This is a genomic window from Mycobacterium sp. URHB0021 (assembly GCF_054057895.1).
On record NZ_JBSRZT010000002.1, the window covers coordinates 2974886 to 2992591 of the forward strand.

The 17706-nt window shown below is 62.7% G+C and carries 12 protein-coding genes and 5 pseudogenes; 10 read left to right on the forward strand and 7 right to left on the reverse strand.

The window, feature by feature from the left end:
* The first annotated feature begins 54 nt into the window (after nt 1-54).
* From ACVWWN_RS16855 to ACVWWN_RS16875, 5 genes and pseudogenes are all read left to right on the forward strand, one after another.
* Nucleotides 55-324, forward strand: coding sequence for a hypothetical protein (locus tag ACVWWN_RS16855; RefSeq protein WP_457144893.1), 270 nt, complete (start codon nt 55-57; stop codon nt 322-324).
* A gap of 601 nt (nt 325-925) precedes the next feature.
* Nucleotides 926-1120: pseudogene (locus tag ACVWWN_RS16860) on the forward strand (Rid family hydrolase); the annotation flags it as partial.
* A gap of 947 nt (nt 1121-2067) precedes the next feature.
* Nucleotides 2068-3390: an ATP-binding protein gene (locus tag ACVWWN_RS16865; protein WP_457144894.1), complete on the forward strand. Its 1323-nt coding sequence runs from the start codon at nt 2068-2070 to the stop codon at nt 3388-3390.
* Nucleotides 3391-3671: 281 nt separating this feature from the next.
* On the forward strand, nt 3672-4214 hold the full coding sequence (locus ACVWWN_RS16870; RefSeq protein ID WP_457144895.1) for a carboxymuconolactone decarboxylase family protein: 543 nt from the start codon (nt 3672-3674) through the stop codon (nt 4212-4214).
* A 599-nt stretch (nt 4215-4813) separates the two neighbouring features.
* Nucleotides 4814-5172: pseudogene (locus ACVWWN_RS16875) on the forward strand (SDR family NAD(P)-dependent oxidoreductase); the annotation flags it as partial.
* Between the two features lie 193 nt (nt 5173-5365).
* On the opposite strand, the gene usfY reads toward ACVWWN_RS16875, so the two are convergent.
* The 6 genes and pseudogenes from usfY to ACVWWN_RS16905 form a co-directional block, all read right to left on the reverse strand.
* Nucleotides 5366-5671 (reverse strand): protein UsfY, encoded by a 306-nt coding sequence (gene usfY, locus ACVWWN_RS16880; RefSeq protein WP_457144896.1) that lies wholly within the window; start codon nt 5669-5671, stop codon nt 5366-5368.
* A 104-nt stretch (nt 5672-5775) separates the two neighbouring features.
* Complete coding sequence (locus ACVWWN_RS16885; protein WP_457144897.1) at nt 5776-6177, reverse strand: hypothetical protein; 402 nt, start codon at nt 6175-6177, stop codon at nt 5776-5778.
* Between the two features lie 5 nt (nt 6178-6182).
* Nucleotides 6183-6680, reverse strand: coding sequence for a sigma factor (locus tag ACVWWN_RS16890; RefSeq protein WP_457144898.1), 498 nt, complete (start codon nt 6678-6680; stop codon nt 6183-6185).
* A gap of 915 nt (nt 6681-7595) precedes the next feature.
* Nucleotides 7596-7778 carry a hypothetical protein gene (locus tag ACVWWN_RS16895; protein ID WP_457144899.1) on the reverse strand — a complete coding sequence of 61 codons (183 nt, stop codon included), beginning with the start codon at nt 7776-7778 and terminating at the stop codon, nt 7596-7598.
* Nucleotides 7779-8492: 714 nt separating this feature from the next.
* Nucleotides 8493-9314: an isocitrate lyase/PEP mutase family protein gene (locus ACVWWN_RS16900; protein WP_457144900.1), complete on the reverse strand. Its 822-nt coding sequence runs from the start codon at nt 9312-9314 to the stop codon at nt 8493-8495.
* Nucleotides 9315-9650: 336 nt separating this feature from the next.
* Nucleotides 9651-9887: pseudogene (locus ACVWWN_RS16905) on the reverse strand (GMC oxidoreductase); the annotation flags it as partial.
* Between the two features lies 1 nt (nt 9888).
* Between ACVWWN_RS16905 and ACVWWN_RS16910 the strand changes: the two are divergent.
* The 5 genes and pseudogenes from ACVWWN_RS16910 to ACVWWN_RS16930 all read left to right on the forward strand — a co-directional run.
* Nucleotides 9889-10458 (forward strand): annotated as a pseudogene (locus ACVWWN_RS16910) (metallopeptidase TldD-related protein); the annotation flags it as partial.
* 542 nt (nt 10459-11000) lie between these two features.
* The gene (locus tag ACVWWN_RS16915; protein WP_457144901.1) at nt 11001-11351 is read left to right on the forward strand and encodes a GNAT family N-acetyltransferase; all 351 of its coding nucleotides are present in this window, start codon (nt 11001-11003) and stop codon (nt 11349-11351) included.
* A 58-nt stretch (nt 11352-11409) separates the two neighbouring features.
* A pseudogene (locus ACVWWN_RS16920) lies at nt 11410-11793 on the forward strand (transposase); the annotation flags it as partial.
* Nucleotides 11794-12671: 878 nt separating this feature from the next.
* Entirely contained in the window at nt 12672-13439 is a 768-nt protein-coding gene (locus ACVWWN_RS16925) for an SDR family NAD(P)-dependent oxidoreductase (protein WP_457149161.1), read from the forward strand.
* A gap of 1062 nt (nt 13440-14501) precedes the next feature.
* On the forward strand, nt 14502-15932 hold the full coding sequence (locus tag ACVWWN_RS16930; protein WP_457144902.1) for a dihydrolipoyl dehydrogenase family protein: 1431 nt from the start codon (nt 14502-14504) through the stop codon (nt 15930-15932).
* A gap of 197 nt (nt 15933-16129) precedes the next feature.
* On the opposite strand, the gene ACVWWN_RS16935 is transcribed toward ACVWWN_RS16930, so the two are convergent.
* A complete protein-coding gene (locus tag ACVWWN_RS16935) occupies nt 16130-17524 on the reverse strand; it encodes an MFS transporter (protein ID WP_457144903.1) in 1395 nt (464 codons plus the stop codon).
* Nucleotides 17525-17706: the final 182 nt, after the last annotated feature.

Here is a 17706-nt window from a genome sequence, read left to right on the forward strand (position 1 = left end):
GAGGTGCTTTGCCACCCTGCGCCGCTGCGCGACCAAGGCACTTGGGCACCGTTTGTGGTCGCACCCGTCGGATCGCTGGCCGGCAAGCCCACCGGGATTTCGTGGGAGACCGCAGCAATCTTTCGTGTGCCGGCGTTGACCGCCGAGCAGGTAGTCCGCGAAGCGTTGGCCCTGCTCGGCGGGGAAACGTTGTTCGTTCACGGCGCGGGCGGAATCACCGGCGGGGTCATTGTCCAACTGGTTGCCCTGCGCGGGGTCGATGTGCTCGCCACCGCCGCCCGCTCCGTGCTGACCGAGTCTGCGGGAATGGCGCCCGCGAAGTAGTGGACTACGACGATGCGATGTGGCCACAACACGCAAAGGCGCTGGGGAAGGGCAGCCGACGCCGTCCCCAACGCCGTCCCCGGGGGTGCCGCCGCGGCGATGACCGCGCTTGCCGATTGTGGCCGGCTCGCCACCATCACGCCCGACCCGCCTGTACCGACCCGCGGCATCACCGTAACCACGGTTTACCTCCGTTCCGACGGTGCTAACTGGCCCGCCTGACCGCACTGCTCGACACCCACCCGTCGAACATGCTGACCCCGCGTCGTGCAGCGTGGACCAGGCCGCCTCCGCCCTCGCAGAAGTTGTCGCCGGCTGCGAGCCCAGCGGGGTGGTCATCACCAACGACATCTGACGAAGTCGCCACCACTCGCCGAAAAAGAACTGACGTTTGAGGAGTCTCAAGAACTACCACCATCACCCTGATCTTGACCGGAGTGGCTGCGCACATCGGCACCTACGCCGATGCAGTAGCCCTATCCGGGCACGGCACACATATCTTCATCTCCGGAACGCCCGGATTGCGTGAGACGGCACCCCGCCTGCGGACTTCACCGACGAACCTCGGCAGTGCTGGGCCAACGTCGAGAATGCGCTCGGCAAGGCCGGCGGCAAGCTGACCGACATTGTCTACATGCGCCAATGGCTCACCAGCCGCGACAATGTGTCTGCCTACCTGGCGGTGAGCAAGGAGATCATCGAGCACCAACCCGCCGCCATGCTCAGCATCGTCGACGGGCTCGTGTGGCCCAACCTACGCGTGGAAGTCGAATTCACCGCCATCCTGCCGGCATGAGCGTTTACCCCATCGTCGATTTGCCCACCGACGCGCTGCTGACCATGACCCGCTTGGTGCGCAAGCGTCTGACTTGACCAACCCGTTCCCATCGGCGTGATCCGCGAATGCCTGGAGATCGCTGTGCAGGCCCCGACGTCGGCCGACGTGCAGAACTGGAGCTTCATCGGTCACCGATGCCGAACAGCATCGCGCGATCGTCGATCTGTGGGCGTCTCCGATCACGATGCAATGCTGCGCCCATAATCCGGCGCCATCGACCGCCTCGCCGAGAACATCTACTACCGACCAAATCGGCGACGAGTTCTGTCGCTGTCGAACCGTCCCCACGGCAGGATGCTGCTCGGCTGGACTATGCAGGCACGCCGCAACGTGGCCGCAGTCGCATGGGGGCGGCCTCGTTACTGGTTGGGGCGGCTGACAAGGGACCATTCAGACCATGCTGGTTAGGCTGACGGTGCGGCCGTCGATGCTCACGAGTCGACGCCGCTGGAAGCCAACTCGGATTAGTCCCGAAATGCAGCGTGCGCTCGCCCAACCGCCACGGCCGTTGAATCTCGCTCTGACAGCGCGTGGCCTCTGAGGAACGAGATCCATCCGACTGATACGGCGCTGCAGGCCGCTCGTCCTTCGGAGTTGGGCAGCGTCCCACGCAGACTTAGCCTTACTTACTATGGACCATATCGTCCGCTATGCTGGTGGTAGCGCGGATCGAGCTTCCGGCGTCTGGACCGGCAGCATAAACAGACGCCGGCCAGACCCGAGGCTGCCGGTGGCCGCGCGTAGGACGGCAGGAAAGGTGGCCTGAAGGGGTGGCGCATCACCGGTCTGCACAGCCTTGCAGCGAAGACGATCTACGCACACTGTTACTGTTCGACGGGCTCACCGACGAACAGGTCACGCAGCTGTGCATCGACGCGCGAATCGAGGTATTCGAGGCGGGCCCGGTGGTGGAGGAAGGCCAGGACGCCAGGCGGTTCCTGGTGCTCATGGACGGTGAAATCGTGGTCTCGAAACTGCTGGGGGACCGAGACATCGAGACGGGGCGCACGTCCCATAGGGGAACGTTCTGCGGTGTGGCGGCGTCGTTTTTGGGAAACCCGGCTCCGACGTATCCGTTCTCGGTGCGCGCGACCAAGCGATCGCGGTTCTTGGTGGTTGATGCGTACGCCTTCCGTGACTTCGTGCGTGAGCATTTCCCAATGGTCGTTCACTTGCTGCAAGGCATGTGGGGCGATCACGAAGGCATCCGCCGCAGCGTGGATTACCAAAGCCGTATCCGGGCCGCAAGTACCATAGCTGCGGGATTTGCTCACGGTTTGAACAACCCTGCGGCGGCGACGGTGCGCGCCGCGGCGGATTTGCGTTCGCACGTCAATAAATTGGCTCGGGACCGCGCGCCCAGCTATATCGCGCGCACAGCGCTCGCGGGGGTGCTCGATGAGATCCAGTGCCGCCTGACCCAACATTCCCAGACTTCGCTGCGTGCACACCATTCGCCGCTGGAGGTTTCACAGATGGACGACGAGATCTGCGACTGGCTCGATGATCACGGCGTCTTGAAGCCGTGGAATATCGCCCCGACCCTGACGGCCGCCGGGTTGGACGTCGCACGTTTAGAGGCAGTGGTCGACACACTTGACCGCGTGCGCGGCCGCGACTCGGCCGACCTCGTATTCAGCTGGTTGGCCAATGTCATCGATGCCCAGTACCTCATCAACGACGTTGCAGAAGCCGGCGAGCGGATTTCCGACCTGGTCGACGCCAGCAAGCAATACTCGCATATGGACGGCGCTGCGTTCGACGTGGTCGATCTGCACCGGTTACTCGATAGCACGCTCGACGTCCTCTCACCTGCGTTGGGCGCCGATATCGCGGTGGTGCGTGACTACGACCCGCTGCTGCCCGGCGTGCCCTGCTACCCGAGTGAATTGACTCAGGCCTTCACTCACATCGTGTCCAACGGCATCGACGCGATCCGCAGCGGCGACAGCGACGGTAGGACGCTGACCCTGCGCACTGAAAAGACCGACGACGCCATCGTTGTCGAAATTACCGACACCGGGCCCGGAATCGATCCCAGTATCTGCGACCGCATTTTCGACCCCTTTTTCACCACCAAACCCGTCGGTGAGGGAGCAGGACTCGGCCTCAACGTCGCGTGGTGCATAGTCGTGAACCGGCACGGTGGGACACTCACGGTGCGGTCGGCGCCGGGGAACACCCGATTCACCGTCACGCTGCGCCCAGTCCGGGTCGAGGCCTGCTGATGTGCTCGAGAACCCAGCCGGGACCCGCGGCAGCAGCTCAATCGTGGTATCAGCCCCGGCCGGCACTCGGACCGCATGCCGGCGACCTGCGCCTGGACCAGCCGACAACGGCTGCCGCTGGGGCACACAACCTGACTCGCGTTCGCTGGACTCTGGGAGCCGAATCCCGTTGGCACCTCCGGAATCCGATCACCCAACCGCAAGAGCTCGCGGGTTCGCGGCGCGCGTCGAAGGCTGCCTAAGAGGCATTGGGCGCCCTCGCACTACCGAAAGGACGATTCGTGGCCCGTTTGAAGTATCCCCAGTCGATTGAGGACGCCCCCGAAGCGAGCCGGCCGGCTCTCACAGCAGTCAGCCAGCAGCTGGGGTTCACCCCCAATTCGTTCAAGTTGATGTCGCTGAGTCCGTCAGCACTGAGCGGTGTCGTGGCACTGCAGGGCGCACTCGGCAGAACAGTCGACGCCCGAACACGGGACACCGTTGCGCTGGCGGTGTCGCAGGCCAACGGCTGCCGCTACTGCCTATCCGCCCACAGCCACACCGCCGCTCAGTTCAATCACGCCACCGCAGAGGAAATCGCGCTTGCACGCCAAGGACGCTCGGATGACCCCAAGCGGCAGGCCGCGGGAACATTCGCACGACGCGTCGTCGAGGAACGCGGCAACGTGACCGATGCCGACCTCGAAGCGGTGCGCAACGCCGGCTACAACGACAAGCAGGTCGTCGAACTCATCGCCCTGACCGCCCAATTCTTGCTCGCCAACTTCATGAACAACGTCGCCGACACTGACATCGACTTCCCGCCGGCACGCCCTATGCCCTGACGCACCAGCACTCGACTGGAGAAAGAGAGCGAAAAGCGCCGGGCAACGATAACGCGGCCGGGCTGTAATCACCGGCGCAAGCTCCGGACTTGGCGCGCTTTTCGCTGAGCGTCTGGCCCAGCGGGGCGCGCCACTGATCCTCGCGGGCCGGGACCGGGCTCGGCTCCAGCTTGTTGCCGTCAATGTCGACATGCTGGTGGGCCTCACCCATGCGGCGCTGCCGGTCACGCTGGCACGCGGTCGGGGCCGCATCCTCAATGTTTCGTCGACCATTGTGTTCCATCCGGCGCAGTATCACGCGACGACGCTGGATCCGCCAAGACTTTCCACCGAAAGGCATCGGCTCCTTGGCGGCAGGCTTTCTCACGAGCCTTGGCGAACTGGGAGGCCCTCGACGTAGCCAGAACTCGTTGCTTCACAGCACATTGAGTCTTTCGCACTCAATTTCGCGTCGACGCTGTCATGCGAGTAGGGGTAGTGCCTCGGAACCTGGTTTCTTGCAGAACCCGATATCAGGTGACGGTGCGGCCTGTAGCCGCCATGTCTTTGATTTGCCGCCACATGACGCATATCGCTGCAAAACGGCTATAACCACAGCACTTTTAGTCAACGCGGGCGGATTCTTCATCCCCAAGGCGTTTGTCGAGTACGAACCCCAGGATTACGACTCCTACATGGACCTCAACCATGCCCTGTTCTTCCGGACGCAGACCATCGTCGCGGGCATGAATACCAGCGGGCAGCGTGGTGCCATCGTCGACATCGGCAGCATGTGGGCACATCAGGCCCTCGGTGTGACCGATCGACGGGGCACTCGATGCAAAAAGCCGGGCTGCATGCGCTCACCCGTAACCTGGCCATCGAGCTGGCCGGGCACAGGATCCGCGTCAACGCGGTGGCACCGGCCGCCGTCAAGACCCCTGCCCTGGAGCGGCGGGTCCCGAAGGATGAGATCGACGACTGCGCCGGTGCCGGGGGGACTGGCGAGGTTTGGGTTCTCACCGAAAAGGCCGCGCGCGCCATGTCGGGTCCGATGGAATCACGGCGGTTCAACCTCGCAGCTCGACGACCCAAGACCCACAACATGATTCCCACCGCGCACATGTTGCGGTGTGGACGCCACCGTCAACGGGGATGTTCGGCTGTTGTGATTAGCGGGTGCGCGTCCGACTACCTGGATGCGCGGCATCCCATTGGGCTTCGATGCGGGTCACGCGGCGATTCTCCATGACTAGCCATAGCGCTCCGGCGACCGCGCCGAGAACGGCGATGAGCAAGGTCGTGGAAAGCCATTCGTAATGTCGATATGCGGCGGACGCTGCTGTGGTGATCAGCCCGAACGTCGCTACGGCCAGCAAGATCAACCCTGGCCAGAAGAAATTGTCCTTCATCGTAATACCGGCGCGCGGTTGCGTCGTCCGGGAGTGATCCGTCGGATCATCATGTGTGTCTCCCATCGCCGGTCCCTCCGTCGTCAGATGAGCTAACCCATAAATTTGGTCGCAGCGCGACCCCAGCGAAGTGCCGAGCCTCGATGCCGGGACAATCGACGTACACTCTGTCAGCGCCGGAGTCTATTTGGTGAGGTCGAGCCGGCGCCGTCGCGGATGAGCAGCTCGGGAAGCGTAACCGCCCCAATCGTTGTCACGAGCCATATCACAACGGTGGTGGCCAGCCAGGGTGCGATGCCGTCAATAGTGAGCCCGTGCGTCAATGCCGACGCGAGAGCCAACGCGACGATCGTCAATGCCAGACCGGTGCCCCCGAGGAGCAGCGACGAGTACCGATGGGGCAACTTCAAGATCGACAAGGCCAAGATCGCCTGCGTTACCGCGAACACCACCACGGCGACAATGAATCCTGGTCCCGACAACGACACTCCGGGAATGACCCACGCCGCAGCCAGTAGCCCGAGCGCCCACGATGCCAGAAATACAACTGTCCGCAGCAGGATTCGCTTCATCGCAATTAGCGTAGGTCGCCGAGGTCTGGCTGTGCGAAGAACAACGATGACGGCGGCCGAGTCCGCAGCGCCCACAATCGCGATTGATGGAACCCTACGGCAGGGCCACCGCGATACCATCTCACCGGTGCGGATCGTGGCCCTTGCGAGGAGTGTTGGTCCACGGCGGCTAGCTGCCGGTCGGTGATGTGGCCGACGAGGTACTCGCTTGGGCGGTGTTGTGCGCGGCGCAGACCGTTGATGTACGTGTCGGACATGATGCGGAATAGCCACGCCCGAATGTTGGTGTCCTCGGACAAGGTGTTGAAGCCCGCGTAAGCCTTCAGCATCGTTTCCTGTATGAGATCTTCGGCGTCCACGGCGGTGTGGGTCATCCGGCGGGCGCGGTTGTCGAGTTGGGTCAAATATGGAAGGGCATTGTTGACGAACCGCGCGGCCAGCGCTTGGTCGCGCGGAGGGCGCGGTGAAACGCTGCGTGCACCGAGGTCAACCGTTGTTGCCATGGGCACATCCTGGCTCTGGTCCGGGTGAATTGTCATCGTCCGGGTCGCCGATTCACCCGGGTGATTCTGCTGCAACCGCTTCGGCTTCGGCCGCGCAGATTCCTGCTTCCGCTCACAGCCCGACACCGCCGCAGCATCCTCATCAACAAATACATTGGGACGTACCGGAGTGCTTTTGGGCGCGGCGCCCAGAATATGGGGGCTGTGCACATTGCGAGCGTCGGGGAACTGCGGATGTCTGCGTTGGCGGGCCGCGCATCCCGGCAAGCATGTGTCTCCGTCACGCGACGCTGATCCTGCGCGCCGGCGCTGCGATGCTCCTTACATCGACGCGCCGCACCCGTTGGGTGCACGATGGAACCGGCTGGGACTGCCGCGCCTGAATCTTAGCGAGCATTGTGCGCAGTCGCGGTTCCTCTGGGCAGCCGGCGTACCCGTCTAGCCAGCGGCTCAACCTGTCGAGTACCGCCACCGGCAACGTCATACGGCTTGCCATGACCGAGTTGAGGATCCGCTTGATCGCGAGATGATGTTCCCCGCAACCCAATTCGACGAACGTCATGGTACGTACATGACCCGTCAGACACACATCTACCGCAATGGCCAACAACCACGCCATGTTCGCGTCGGAGGTCATCGACAAGTCACCCGTACACGGCGCCCGCGATAATGAACCGGGAGATGTCGCGGTCGAGACTCGATTCGGCGCGGGGTATGCGGCTTTCAGGTCTGTACGCATTGTCTGATTCCCTTCCCGGATTTCATCAGTGGCGGCGAGGGCGTCGTTGCTTTATCGTTCTGTCCTCGGTGCTGTCGCCACGACGTGCGGCGGCCGGGCCTTTGTTGCGCCGCTCCGGTCATCACTGGCCGGAGGTTTACCTGGATTAGGCTTCCGCCGGGCGGGGTGAGTTGTCATCATCCATCTCGCGTGTTCACCCGGGTGATTTGTGCACGGCCGGGCTGGATGATTTCGACCCGCGTGGGCTTGATGGGTGCTGCCTGTAGTGACGCGGCGAGATCATCGGTCTTGAATGGGTAGACCTCACGCAAGGCCGCGAGGTCAGCGCCGGTGCCGCCTTCAACGGCGGTGTAGGCCACAGCGGCTGTCTCGGCCGCCTCAATTCGTCTACCGCGTCATCGAAGTGTGCCGACATTCGACGCGATCCAGGCCTGGCCCGCAGTTAGCCGCCGATCCCGGAACATCGTTTCGTACGGAAGCAGATCGAGCCAGCTCGGCACCGTAGACAAGCCGTCACCGTTGAACTCGTTGACCCGGTACGCGGCGATGAGACTGGCTCTACGTTGCGAGATGACTGGCAGCGAAGCCGGCACTCACTCCGGGCGAATTCGCTCGCAGGGTGATGACCGCTCAGCCCGCGTTGCTCGAGGCGATCTCAGCAGATGACGAGCGCAGGGTAAGTGCAGCCGACGATGTACCGGATCGGCATTCGAGGCCGCGTGACCGAGCGGCTCTGGTAGGCACGAGAAGGGATGCGACCAGAGGCCGGCGGCGTTGACACCGTGTTGCGTCGATGTCGATGCCGAGCGCGACGTTGCAACCCGACTCGACGAAGCGAACGCCCGTCACTGATCTGCGCCACCGGGATCAGCCCGCACAGCTCTTGGGAGAGCAACTCGGCGGCGCGGTTTCAGCCACCGCACGAATTTGCGGAGATCGCCGCCCATCGGGCCAATCGGCGCGGTCACGTCGTCCGTCACCTGGCGAGGTGCATCTTGGCGTCGGTCTTGCAGTCGTTGAAGATAGCTGTCCCTGGCCCCTTTTGGATGTAGTGCCGCAGGCGGCGAGAGAGCTCAAGCCTTGATGAGATCGACGATGTGACCAAAGTCGAGATTTGTTGCGAGCGCCCTGAGGTCTCCCTTTGCAAGCTTCGCAGCAGCCTCCTGCGTGGCTCCAACGGCGTGCGTGTAGGGATCGACCCCGAGGCTGATCCTCCGGACACCGATCGCTTGCAGTTCCGCGAAGGTAGCGGTGTCCTTCGGGCTGACTAGGACGTTCACTGGTTTTGGGCTGACGGCCCCGATGACTTGCCTAATGGACGCCACGTCCGGCAGGTTCGGCGCGTAGAGGACGTCAGCGCCTGCCTCCGCGTATGCACCAAGGCGTCGGATAGTGTCATCGATGTCGGAGATGCCCCACAAGAAGTTGTCCGTACGGCCGGTCAGGATGATCCGCCCGCGAGCGGCGGCTGCGGCGGCCTCGATGCGGCGCACCGCGTCATCGAAGTCGCGAATCGGGTGCGCGGGGTCACCAGTGGTGTCCTCGACGCCGATGCCAGCTAGCCCGCGGGCAATCGCGGCATCGACAGTGGCCCGGACATCTTCGGGAGTCTCGCCGTAACCGTCCTCAAAGTCGCCGTTGATCGGCAGTCCACTCACGGACGTGAGTAGGGCGGCGTGGTCGAGGTGCTCGTCACGGCTGATGGCGTGGATGCCATCGATTCGGCCGAATGTCGCGGCGAGAGTCGCTGAAGAAGTCGCGATGGACTTGAATCCGGCCTCCTTGAAGAGGAGAGCTGACGGGGCGTCCCATGCGTTAGGCATGATGAACGTGTCGGGGCCACGATGGAGTTCGGCGAATCGTTCGTGACGTGTCTGAGCCGCGTTGTCGTTCAAGGCGAATCTGCTCCTTCTAAGGTGGGCGAAATCTTTCCGTACGCGCGGGACCATCGAGCTGCCTTACTGACAACGTCCCAATCCCACTCGCGCCTCGACGCCCGCCACCGCGGCTCACTCGTGTATCGTCCTCGAGTTGCGGCCGGGGTCAACCACGATGAGTTCGAACGATCCGTCGACCTGTCAGTCAAAAGGACGCTTTAGTCCATCCTAGGATGTCGGGGCCCTGTGGGGCAAGTGTCGGTGTGGGCTGGGCGGCCCAACCTCCGGGCCCAACCGTTCCTCGTGCACCGCCGCGAGGACCACCGTTGATGGCGCCCGTGGCACAGAGTCTGCTCAAAGGCGATGGTCGGACTTGAGGATGTCACTCGCCCGTTCGCCGATGACCATGCACGGTGCCATGGTGTTGCCGGTGGTGATGCGCGGCATGATGGATCCGTCCGCAATCCGAAGATTTTCGACGGCGAAGACTTTCAGGTTGTTGTCGACGACGGACATCGCGTCCCGGCCCATCTTTGCCGTGCACGTCTGATGCCAGTAGATCTCGGCCGCGTCGCGGATGTAGTTTTCAAGGCTGACGTGCACGCCATTCGTCGCGGTGCCGAATTCGTCGGATCGGGTGTCGGTGTTCGACAACGGCATGGGTATCGGACGGGTGGACTGGATTCGCGACGGCGTAGTTAACGCGCTGGTCTACCCGCGCTCAGCCGCCGCGGAGTTCATGGTGCCGGTGGCGGTGCCTGCCGACAACCTGCTGATGACGGGAGGCTCGGCGAGCATGGCCGACATGATCGCGGGCACCCAGCGGGGTTTGCTGCTCAGTACGTTGTGGTACATACGCACGGTCGATCCCGCAGTGCTGCTGCTCACCGGCCTGACCCGCGACGGCGTCTATCTGATCGAGGACGGCCAGGTCAGCGCTGCGGTCAACAACTTCCGGTTCAACGAAAGCCCACTGGACCTGCTGCGGCGCGCCACCGAGGCGGGCGCCAGCGTGACACTGCCGCGCGAGTGGGGCTACGAGGCGACGCGGGCGGCGATGCCATCGCTGCGGATACCTGACTTTCACATGTCGTCCGGGCTGCGCTGCCTGTCTCTCAAGAGGGCACCGGTTCCATCGAGGCGCCACAAGCGGCCGTGCTAAGCGCAGTACGAATGTGCCCCGTCTCGCGAATCCCTTTTCGGCACGAGGTCCGCAGTTGCGAGGTAGTTCTGCGCCAGTGGCGCTGGTCGGCACGATCCTCCTCCCTCGCGGAAGCAGCCGACGAAGTCTCCGTCATGACATTCTCCTGTGCTGCGGTGGAGTCAGTGCACAACGTGGCGGTGGCGCCGCGAACGTGCTGCGCGGCCTGTGATCGTCGCGGTGCGGGTGGAGCACGGTGATCACTGCGTCGCGTATGAGCACTTGGGGCCGCGAATAGGTGATCCGGCTCCGATCCATTTTTTCTCCATGCGGACTATCCAGCCCCTTTCGTTACGGCCCGCCGACGGCTCGCGGGGCCATTCTCGGCTGTGCTGGCGGATGCTAATCGACGCTGCGTCGCCGTCGCGAGGATATAGTGAGGACTATATAGTGCATATCACGGCGCGTGGGTCAGCAGCTCGCCGGAGCGCTCCCCGCCGATCGCCGCAGCCACGCGGCCCGCACCCTTGCCCTCGGACCGCTGATAAGACGAAGGAACTGTAGTGACTTCGATCATGCAAATCGTCAATAACAAGGGCAAAGGCTGCTACGAGGGCCGCATCGGCGACAAGGTCGTCGGAGTGGTGGTTTACAAGCGTATCGGCGGTCGCGTCGTCATTCGGCACACGCTGATCGAGCCTGAATATCGCGGCAGCGGTCTGGGCAACGAGCTCGTCCGAAAAGTCCTCGACGATCTGGCCGAGCACGGCGATAAAGTGGCGAACTACTGTGGTTTTGGCGCCAAGTTCATCGCCGATAACCCCGAATACCAGAGAGTTGTGGACAGCGATCGGCCCAGCGTAACCGCGCCGTGCGACGGACGCGGCACCGACGGTGTCGTACCCGCAATGTAGCGGTGCGTCGCCCCACATCAACCGGAGAAGCGGACCGGTGGTGCTGGATCAGCTTGTCGCAGTTGCACGCCGCGGAGAGGTCGCCGGCTGCGTGCTTCACAGCGACCGCGGCAGCCAATTTCGCAGCCGAAAATTCGTCCACACTCTGGGCCGCAACGACATGGTCGGGTCGATGGGCCGCATCGGGGCGGCCGGCGACAACGCGGCCATGGAGAGCTTCTTCAGCCTGCTGCAGAACAACGTCTTGGACCGCCGTCGCTGGGACACCCGCGAACAACTACGCATCGCCATCGTCACCTGGATCGAACGCACCTACCACCGTCGCCGCCAGACCACTCTCGAAAGATTGAACCCGATCGAATTCGAAGCAATCAGACCACACCGGCCAGTCAGGCCGCGTGACCGAAACTGGCACCTGATCGTGCAGCACACCCCCCGGTGACACCAAACATCACCAGAGCATCCGCGGGTGTACTCCAGGTGCGTTCGTCGCACTCCTTATTCCGCCTCGACTGTAGCCGGTTCACTGAGTCTCTCGCTATGGGCGAGACTGCTGCTGGTGTGATTCGAGCATTGTTCATGTCGACCGTTTAAGCAGCGGAGCACTTTTGAGTAGAAACTCACCCAGCAGCGATGGAAACCCACCGCCGGCCGACTCACTACATCGGGAGTGCGGGGCGCGGTCTGCGCGGGCAGCAGGTGGGTTTCCCGCCCCCGAGATGGTACGGCTTAGGTCGGGCTTCGGGTGCATTCGCTACCCCTGGCCGAGCACTGTTGGTGTGCCGAACTTGGGCGGCGCCGTGCATTTACCATGCGACGGTGTCGCCCATCGCAGTGTCGCTTTGGATGATGAAGGCGAAACATCGATCGCCCCCGAGGCATAGGGCTTACTTATCAGAGCTCATCGGTGATCCCAATAGCCCAACTAACCTCCATGTGCGACTTCGGCTTAGATGAAGTTGGGGGTGCGCGACGCCGCGTAGCTTGGCAAGGTGCCGCCGCCGATCGCACAGCATGCGATATGACAAGAAGCGCATTGGCACACAGCGTCGCCGCAAGGTTTCGGCGACGGCAAGAAAGATCTCCCAACACCAAAGAATGGAACTGATGGACGACCTCGATTCTCGCGAAGCCGTTCAACTTCCAGTTGTGTGGGGTAGGGCCTAGGCCGCCACCGCGAATACTGTGGGCCTCCGCTAGCCGACCGTCTGACATGAAGAAGCCGGTGCCCAGTTTCACCGACGTCGTACCCCTCCGCGGGGAACCAGGCTCTGCCAACAGAAATCGGTATTCGATGAGGAAGGAACGAGTGTCATGAATATGAGTTTCGAGGGCCGCAAAGTCGTCGTCGTCGGCGGTAGCAGCGGCATGGGCCTCGCCGCGGCCCACCAGGTGATTCTCGCAGGTGGCACCGCCGTGATCACGGGGCGGGACGAGGACAGGGTCCAGGCCGCGGTCGACGCGTTGTCGAAGAACGGAAAAGCGTGGGGCATCACCGCGGAGTTGACCGATCGCGACCAGGTGCCCGAAGTCCGAGAGCTCCTCGCTGCTGAGCACGCCGACGCGACCCTGCTCGTCAACGCGGCCGGCTTCTTCATCCCAAAACCGTTCAGCGAGTACGACGAAGCCTTCTACGACTCGTACAACGAGCTGAACCGCGCGCTGTTCTTCATCACGCAGACCGTCGTCGCAGGTATGGTCCGCGGGGGCCAGGGCGGTTCCATCGTCAATATCGGCTCGATGTGGGCGCACCAGGGCATCGCTCCGACGCCGCACTCCGGCTACTCCGTACAGAAAGGTGGCCTGCATTCGTTGACCAAGGCGCTCGCGATCGAGCTGGCGCCGCACAGGATACGGGTCAACGCGGTCGCGCCCGCAGTCGTGAAGTCACCCCTGTACTTGCGTTTTGTCGAACAGGATAAACTCGACGAAACCGTCGACAGCTTCGCCAGCTTCCACCCACTGGGGCGGGTCGGCCAGCCGGAGGATGTCGCGAATGCGGTGTCATTCCTGCTATCTGACAAGTCTGGGTGGATGACCGGCGCAATCGTCGACATCGACGGTGGCATCATGGCCGGTCGCAACTGAGCCATGAAACGCTAAAGCCACTGCCTTCGCGCCGGCGGGGCTGCGGACGTGCCCGTGTGCGTCCGCAGCCCGCGCCAGTGCGAAAAGGCCGACAACTTCGATGAAACCGCTGCGCCGCGGGTCGGGCGGGAAAGCGGCATGGTGAGGGCTGTAACGCTTGTGGTGACCGCGCGTTACGCGTTGACAGTGCAGCGTTTTCAAGGCGCGTCCGCCGACGGCTGGCCTGGCTTCCAGCACTTGGTGGGGACATCTTTGTATCGACGGCTTCGGGGCCGCAATGTGAGCGTTGTAGGTATTGGTGTGGCCGTGTGCGTCTCAGGAACTCATCCATCACATACTATTTGGTGAACGCTAGAGCCGTGATGCAGAGTCTCTGCGGCTTTGCGCGGGCGACGAGCCTATCGCCTGGGAGAGTGCGAAGAGCGCCAGATCGGGCTTGCGATTCTCCGGCGCCTGCGGTGTTGACTCCTTTGGTCGTCGCCAACGTCAAGGGAATCGACGAACAGAGACCTTCCGCCACCCACGGTCTTGTCTTCTGTCCCAGAGATGCATATCCCTGAAGAGGGCATAAAAGTAAACCGATTGGCTTGATATAAAGAATTCCTTCGACCTGGCTCTTGCGCGGTCGAGACAATCCACCGCCGCAGTGTACGTTTCTCTGGAGCAGCCGGGCGTTTGTACTTCGATCTAACGATCGCCCTGTCCGGTGATCCGTGTATGAAGGCTTGCCGCCTAAGACCGTTTCGTGGAGAGGCGCCTGTTATGCCGGTGAAGGGTAACTTCTTAACTGTCGTAATGCTGGCCAGTGAGCCGGTCGTGAGACCGGCAGGATATATCGTTGCGCGCACTGGGTTGGCCGTGACTATTGGTTGGATCAAAATTTGCAAATTCTTTCCCATGAGGCGCACGGCGCCCATCCTCTGTCTCTACGTCGCAGCCGGCCTCGCAAAGCGGGCTGCTGAATTCGTCGTAGATCGCACGTGCCATTAGTAGAGCGACATCAGCGCGGCTTGTAGACGGTCGAGCCGCAGCCAAAATCGATCATCGGATGTGAGGGTCAAGGTGACCAGTAACGAGTTCGACGTGATTGTGGTAGGCGGCGGGGTGGGCGGTGTGGCCGCGGCGCGAAAACTTGCCTCGGCAGGGCTTTCGGTAGCGCTCGTCGAGGATCGTCTGGTCGGTGGGGAATGTCACTACTGGGGGTGCAACCCGACCAAAACGCTGCTTCGCCCGATCGAGGTGTTCAATCTCGCGAAGGCCGTTCCTGGTGTGCGAGAGGCTATTTCGAGCGCAGAGCTCGATCTTGCGGCTGTGTTCGCGAAACGCGACGCGATCATCGAGCATCTCTCGGATCAAGACCGAATCGCATCTTTGCGGCGGGCCGGTGTAGCGGTGTTTCACGGGTCAGGCCGGTTGAGCGGCGAACGAACAGTTCACGTGGCGCATGCCGATAACTCCGAAGCTGTCGTGACGGCACGGCACGCGGTCGTTGTGGCCACCGGCACACGTCCCAGCCTGCCGGAGATCCCCGGGTTGCCGCAAGCACGGCCGTGGACCAATCGGGATTTGGCGACTATGACACACGTGCCACCTCGCGCGCTGGTGGTGGGTGGCGGACCTATCGCCGTCGAGTTCGCGACAATCCTGGCCGGTTTGGGCTCGGCGGTAACACTGCTGGTGCGTGGGAACACAGTGCTTCGCAATTTTGAACCCGAAGCTCGCGAGCTGGTCGAGCAGTCATTGTGGAGCAGAGGCGTCAAGATCCACTTTGAGACAGAGTTGTCGGCAGTATCCCGCGTCGAGTCGGGGGGCCCAGTCACAGCCACTTTCAATCACCAAACTATCGAGGTAGACGAGGTTGTCGTAGCCGCCGGACGGCGCACCAACACTCACGACATCGGACTGGAAACCGTTGGCCTACCGGCCGGCGAGTTCATTTCTGTGAACGACCATCTACAAGCGGTCGGCGTCAAAGGTGACTGGCTCTACGCCTTGGGCGACACCACGGGGCGTGCTCGGTCGTCTCATATCTCCACATATCACGGCCATGCCGTGGCTGACATCATCGCGGCCCGCGTCGCAGGGCGAGAACCTGGCGAGAACGAGCTGGTTGTCCATGATGCCGGCAGTCTGGCGCAGGTGATCCACACTGATCCCCAAGTGGTCAAGGCGGGGCGCACTGAAAGTCAGGCCCGAGCAGAAGGGTTCGAAGTAAGAACACGGACCGCTCGTTACCCCGAGGCGGTCTCACACCTCGCCCTCTTCAGGGATGGCTTCGATGGATGGGCGAAATTGGTCATTGACGTCGCAACCAACACGCTGCTCGGAGCGACATTCGTGGGGCCGCAGTTCTCCGAACTGGCGCAAGCAGCCACATTGGCGATCGTCGCGAAGGTCCCCACCAGTCTCATCCGCCATGCTGTCGCGCCACACCCTACGGTCAACCAAGTCTGGGATCCGCTACTCGCCCAAGAATCCGAACTTGCTCACTGATAAACCCCGGGAGGCAGGAAGTGCAGATGGGCACGCCAAGCGAACTGCTTTGTCTGTCAGACGAATTCGACGTCGATCCCTGATCAAGGGCGTCGTGTCCGGCGATGTCTCAACGGCCAAGCAAGCATCAAGCCCCAGACGACTCTTACCGACAACTGCTCACACTGAATCGACAGAGATCAGCCGCCTGCGCCAGGTCACTGAACACCGCTGTCCGCTAGGCGCAACGGGCCATCACCGCGTCCCGCGGTGTCGAGTGGGCTGGAGCCGGTCTCGTGCATGGCCAGCTGGCCTATAAGGCTGATCGCGGCCATCACCATGAGGTAGATGCCCACAGAGGTGACGCCATGGTTGGTGGTCAGCCACGTCGCGATGAACGGCGCCACTGAAGCGCCGAGGATGCTCGCAATGTTGAAGGAGATCCCCGACCCTGTGTAGCGCACGTTCGTTGGAAACAACTCCGGCAGCACAGCGCCCATTGGCCCGTACGCAAAGCCGGTCAGCGCCATCCCGGTGATGAGGAATATCAGCACCGTCGCCGATGTCGCGTGATCGGCGCCTAGGAGGGGACCGAACACCGCGCCGTAGATGATGATGCCGACGCTGATCACCAGCAGGGTAGGCCGCCGGCCGAAGCGGTCTATCAGCCAGCCCGCGACCGGCAGCATGGCCGCGAAGAACAGCACCGCGATCAGCTGCATTTGCAGGAAGCCTGTGTACCCCATGCCGAGTCCGGCACCCTTCGGCGGCCGCGCGCTAGTACCGTAGCTCAGCACCCAAGTCGTCACGATGTAAAACAGCGAGTATGCGCCGACGATCACGAAGGTACCGATGATGAGCTGGCGCCAGCTCGTGCGAAACAGTTGAGCTAACGGCGCTTCAACGCGTTCGCCATGCTCGAGCGCTCGGGTGAACACTGGAGTTTCCGCCAGCCGCAACCGCACATACAGTCCGATCACCACCATTATCGAACTCAGCAAAAACGGAATGCGCCAACCCCAGCTGTAGAATGAGTGGTTCAGCGCAGGCTGCAGCGAGCCGTTGCCGAGCAAGGTGATCAGCACCAGAAACACGGCGTTGGCCAGCAGAAACCCTAGTGGCGCCCCCATCTGCGGCCACATCGCGGCCCAGCCCCGCCGGCCGGGGCGGGCCGTTTCAGTGGCCAGTAGGGCGGCCCCACTCCATTCGCCACCCAGGGCCAGGCCCTGGCAGAACCGCATTACGGCCAGCAGCGCCGGGGCGGTCAGCCCGACTTGGTCATAGGTGGGCAGTAGTCCAATCAGGAAGGTGGCGATGCCCATGGTGAGTAGGGACACAATCAGCGTGGCCTTACGGCCAATCCGATCCCCGAAGTGACCGAACAGAATTGATCCGACGGGTCGCGCGACGAACGCCAGCCCGAAGGTGGCCAACGATGCCAGCAGCGCTGTGGTCGCGTTGCTTCGCGGGAAAAACAGTTGCGGGAACACCGACACAGCCGCGGTCGCATAGACATAGAAATCGTAGAACTCAATCGTGGTACCTGCCATGGACGCTACCGCGATGCGGACCCGCGGGACCTCGACGACGTTGTTCCCCTCGGTCGTACTCATATATCCAGTTCACTCCTCGGCTAACGCAAGTTGGTTTGGGGCCCGCACGGGGCCCACCCTTGTATCGACGCCGTGACCGCATCACTTCACACAACGGGCATGGTCGCCCGGCCGGTGTGGCATGGCAGATGGTTTGGTCGGCCGCTCAGCCCTGCCATTCAATGCGCAGCGGACGTATCCTT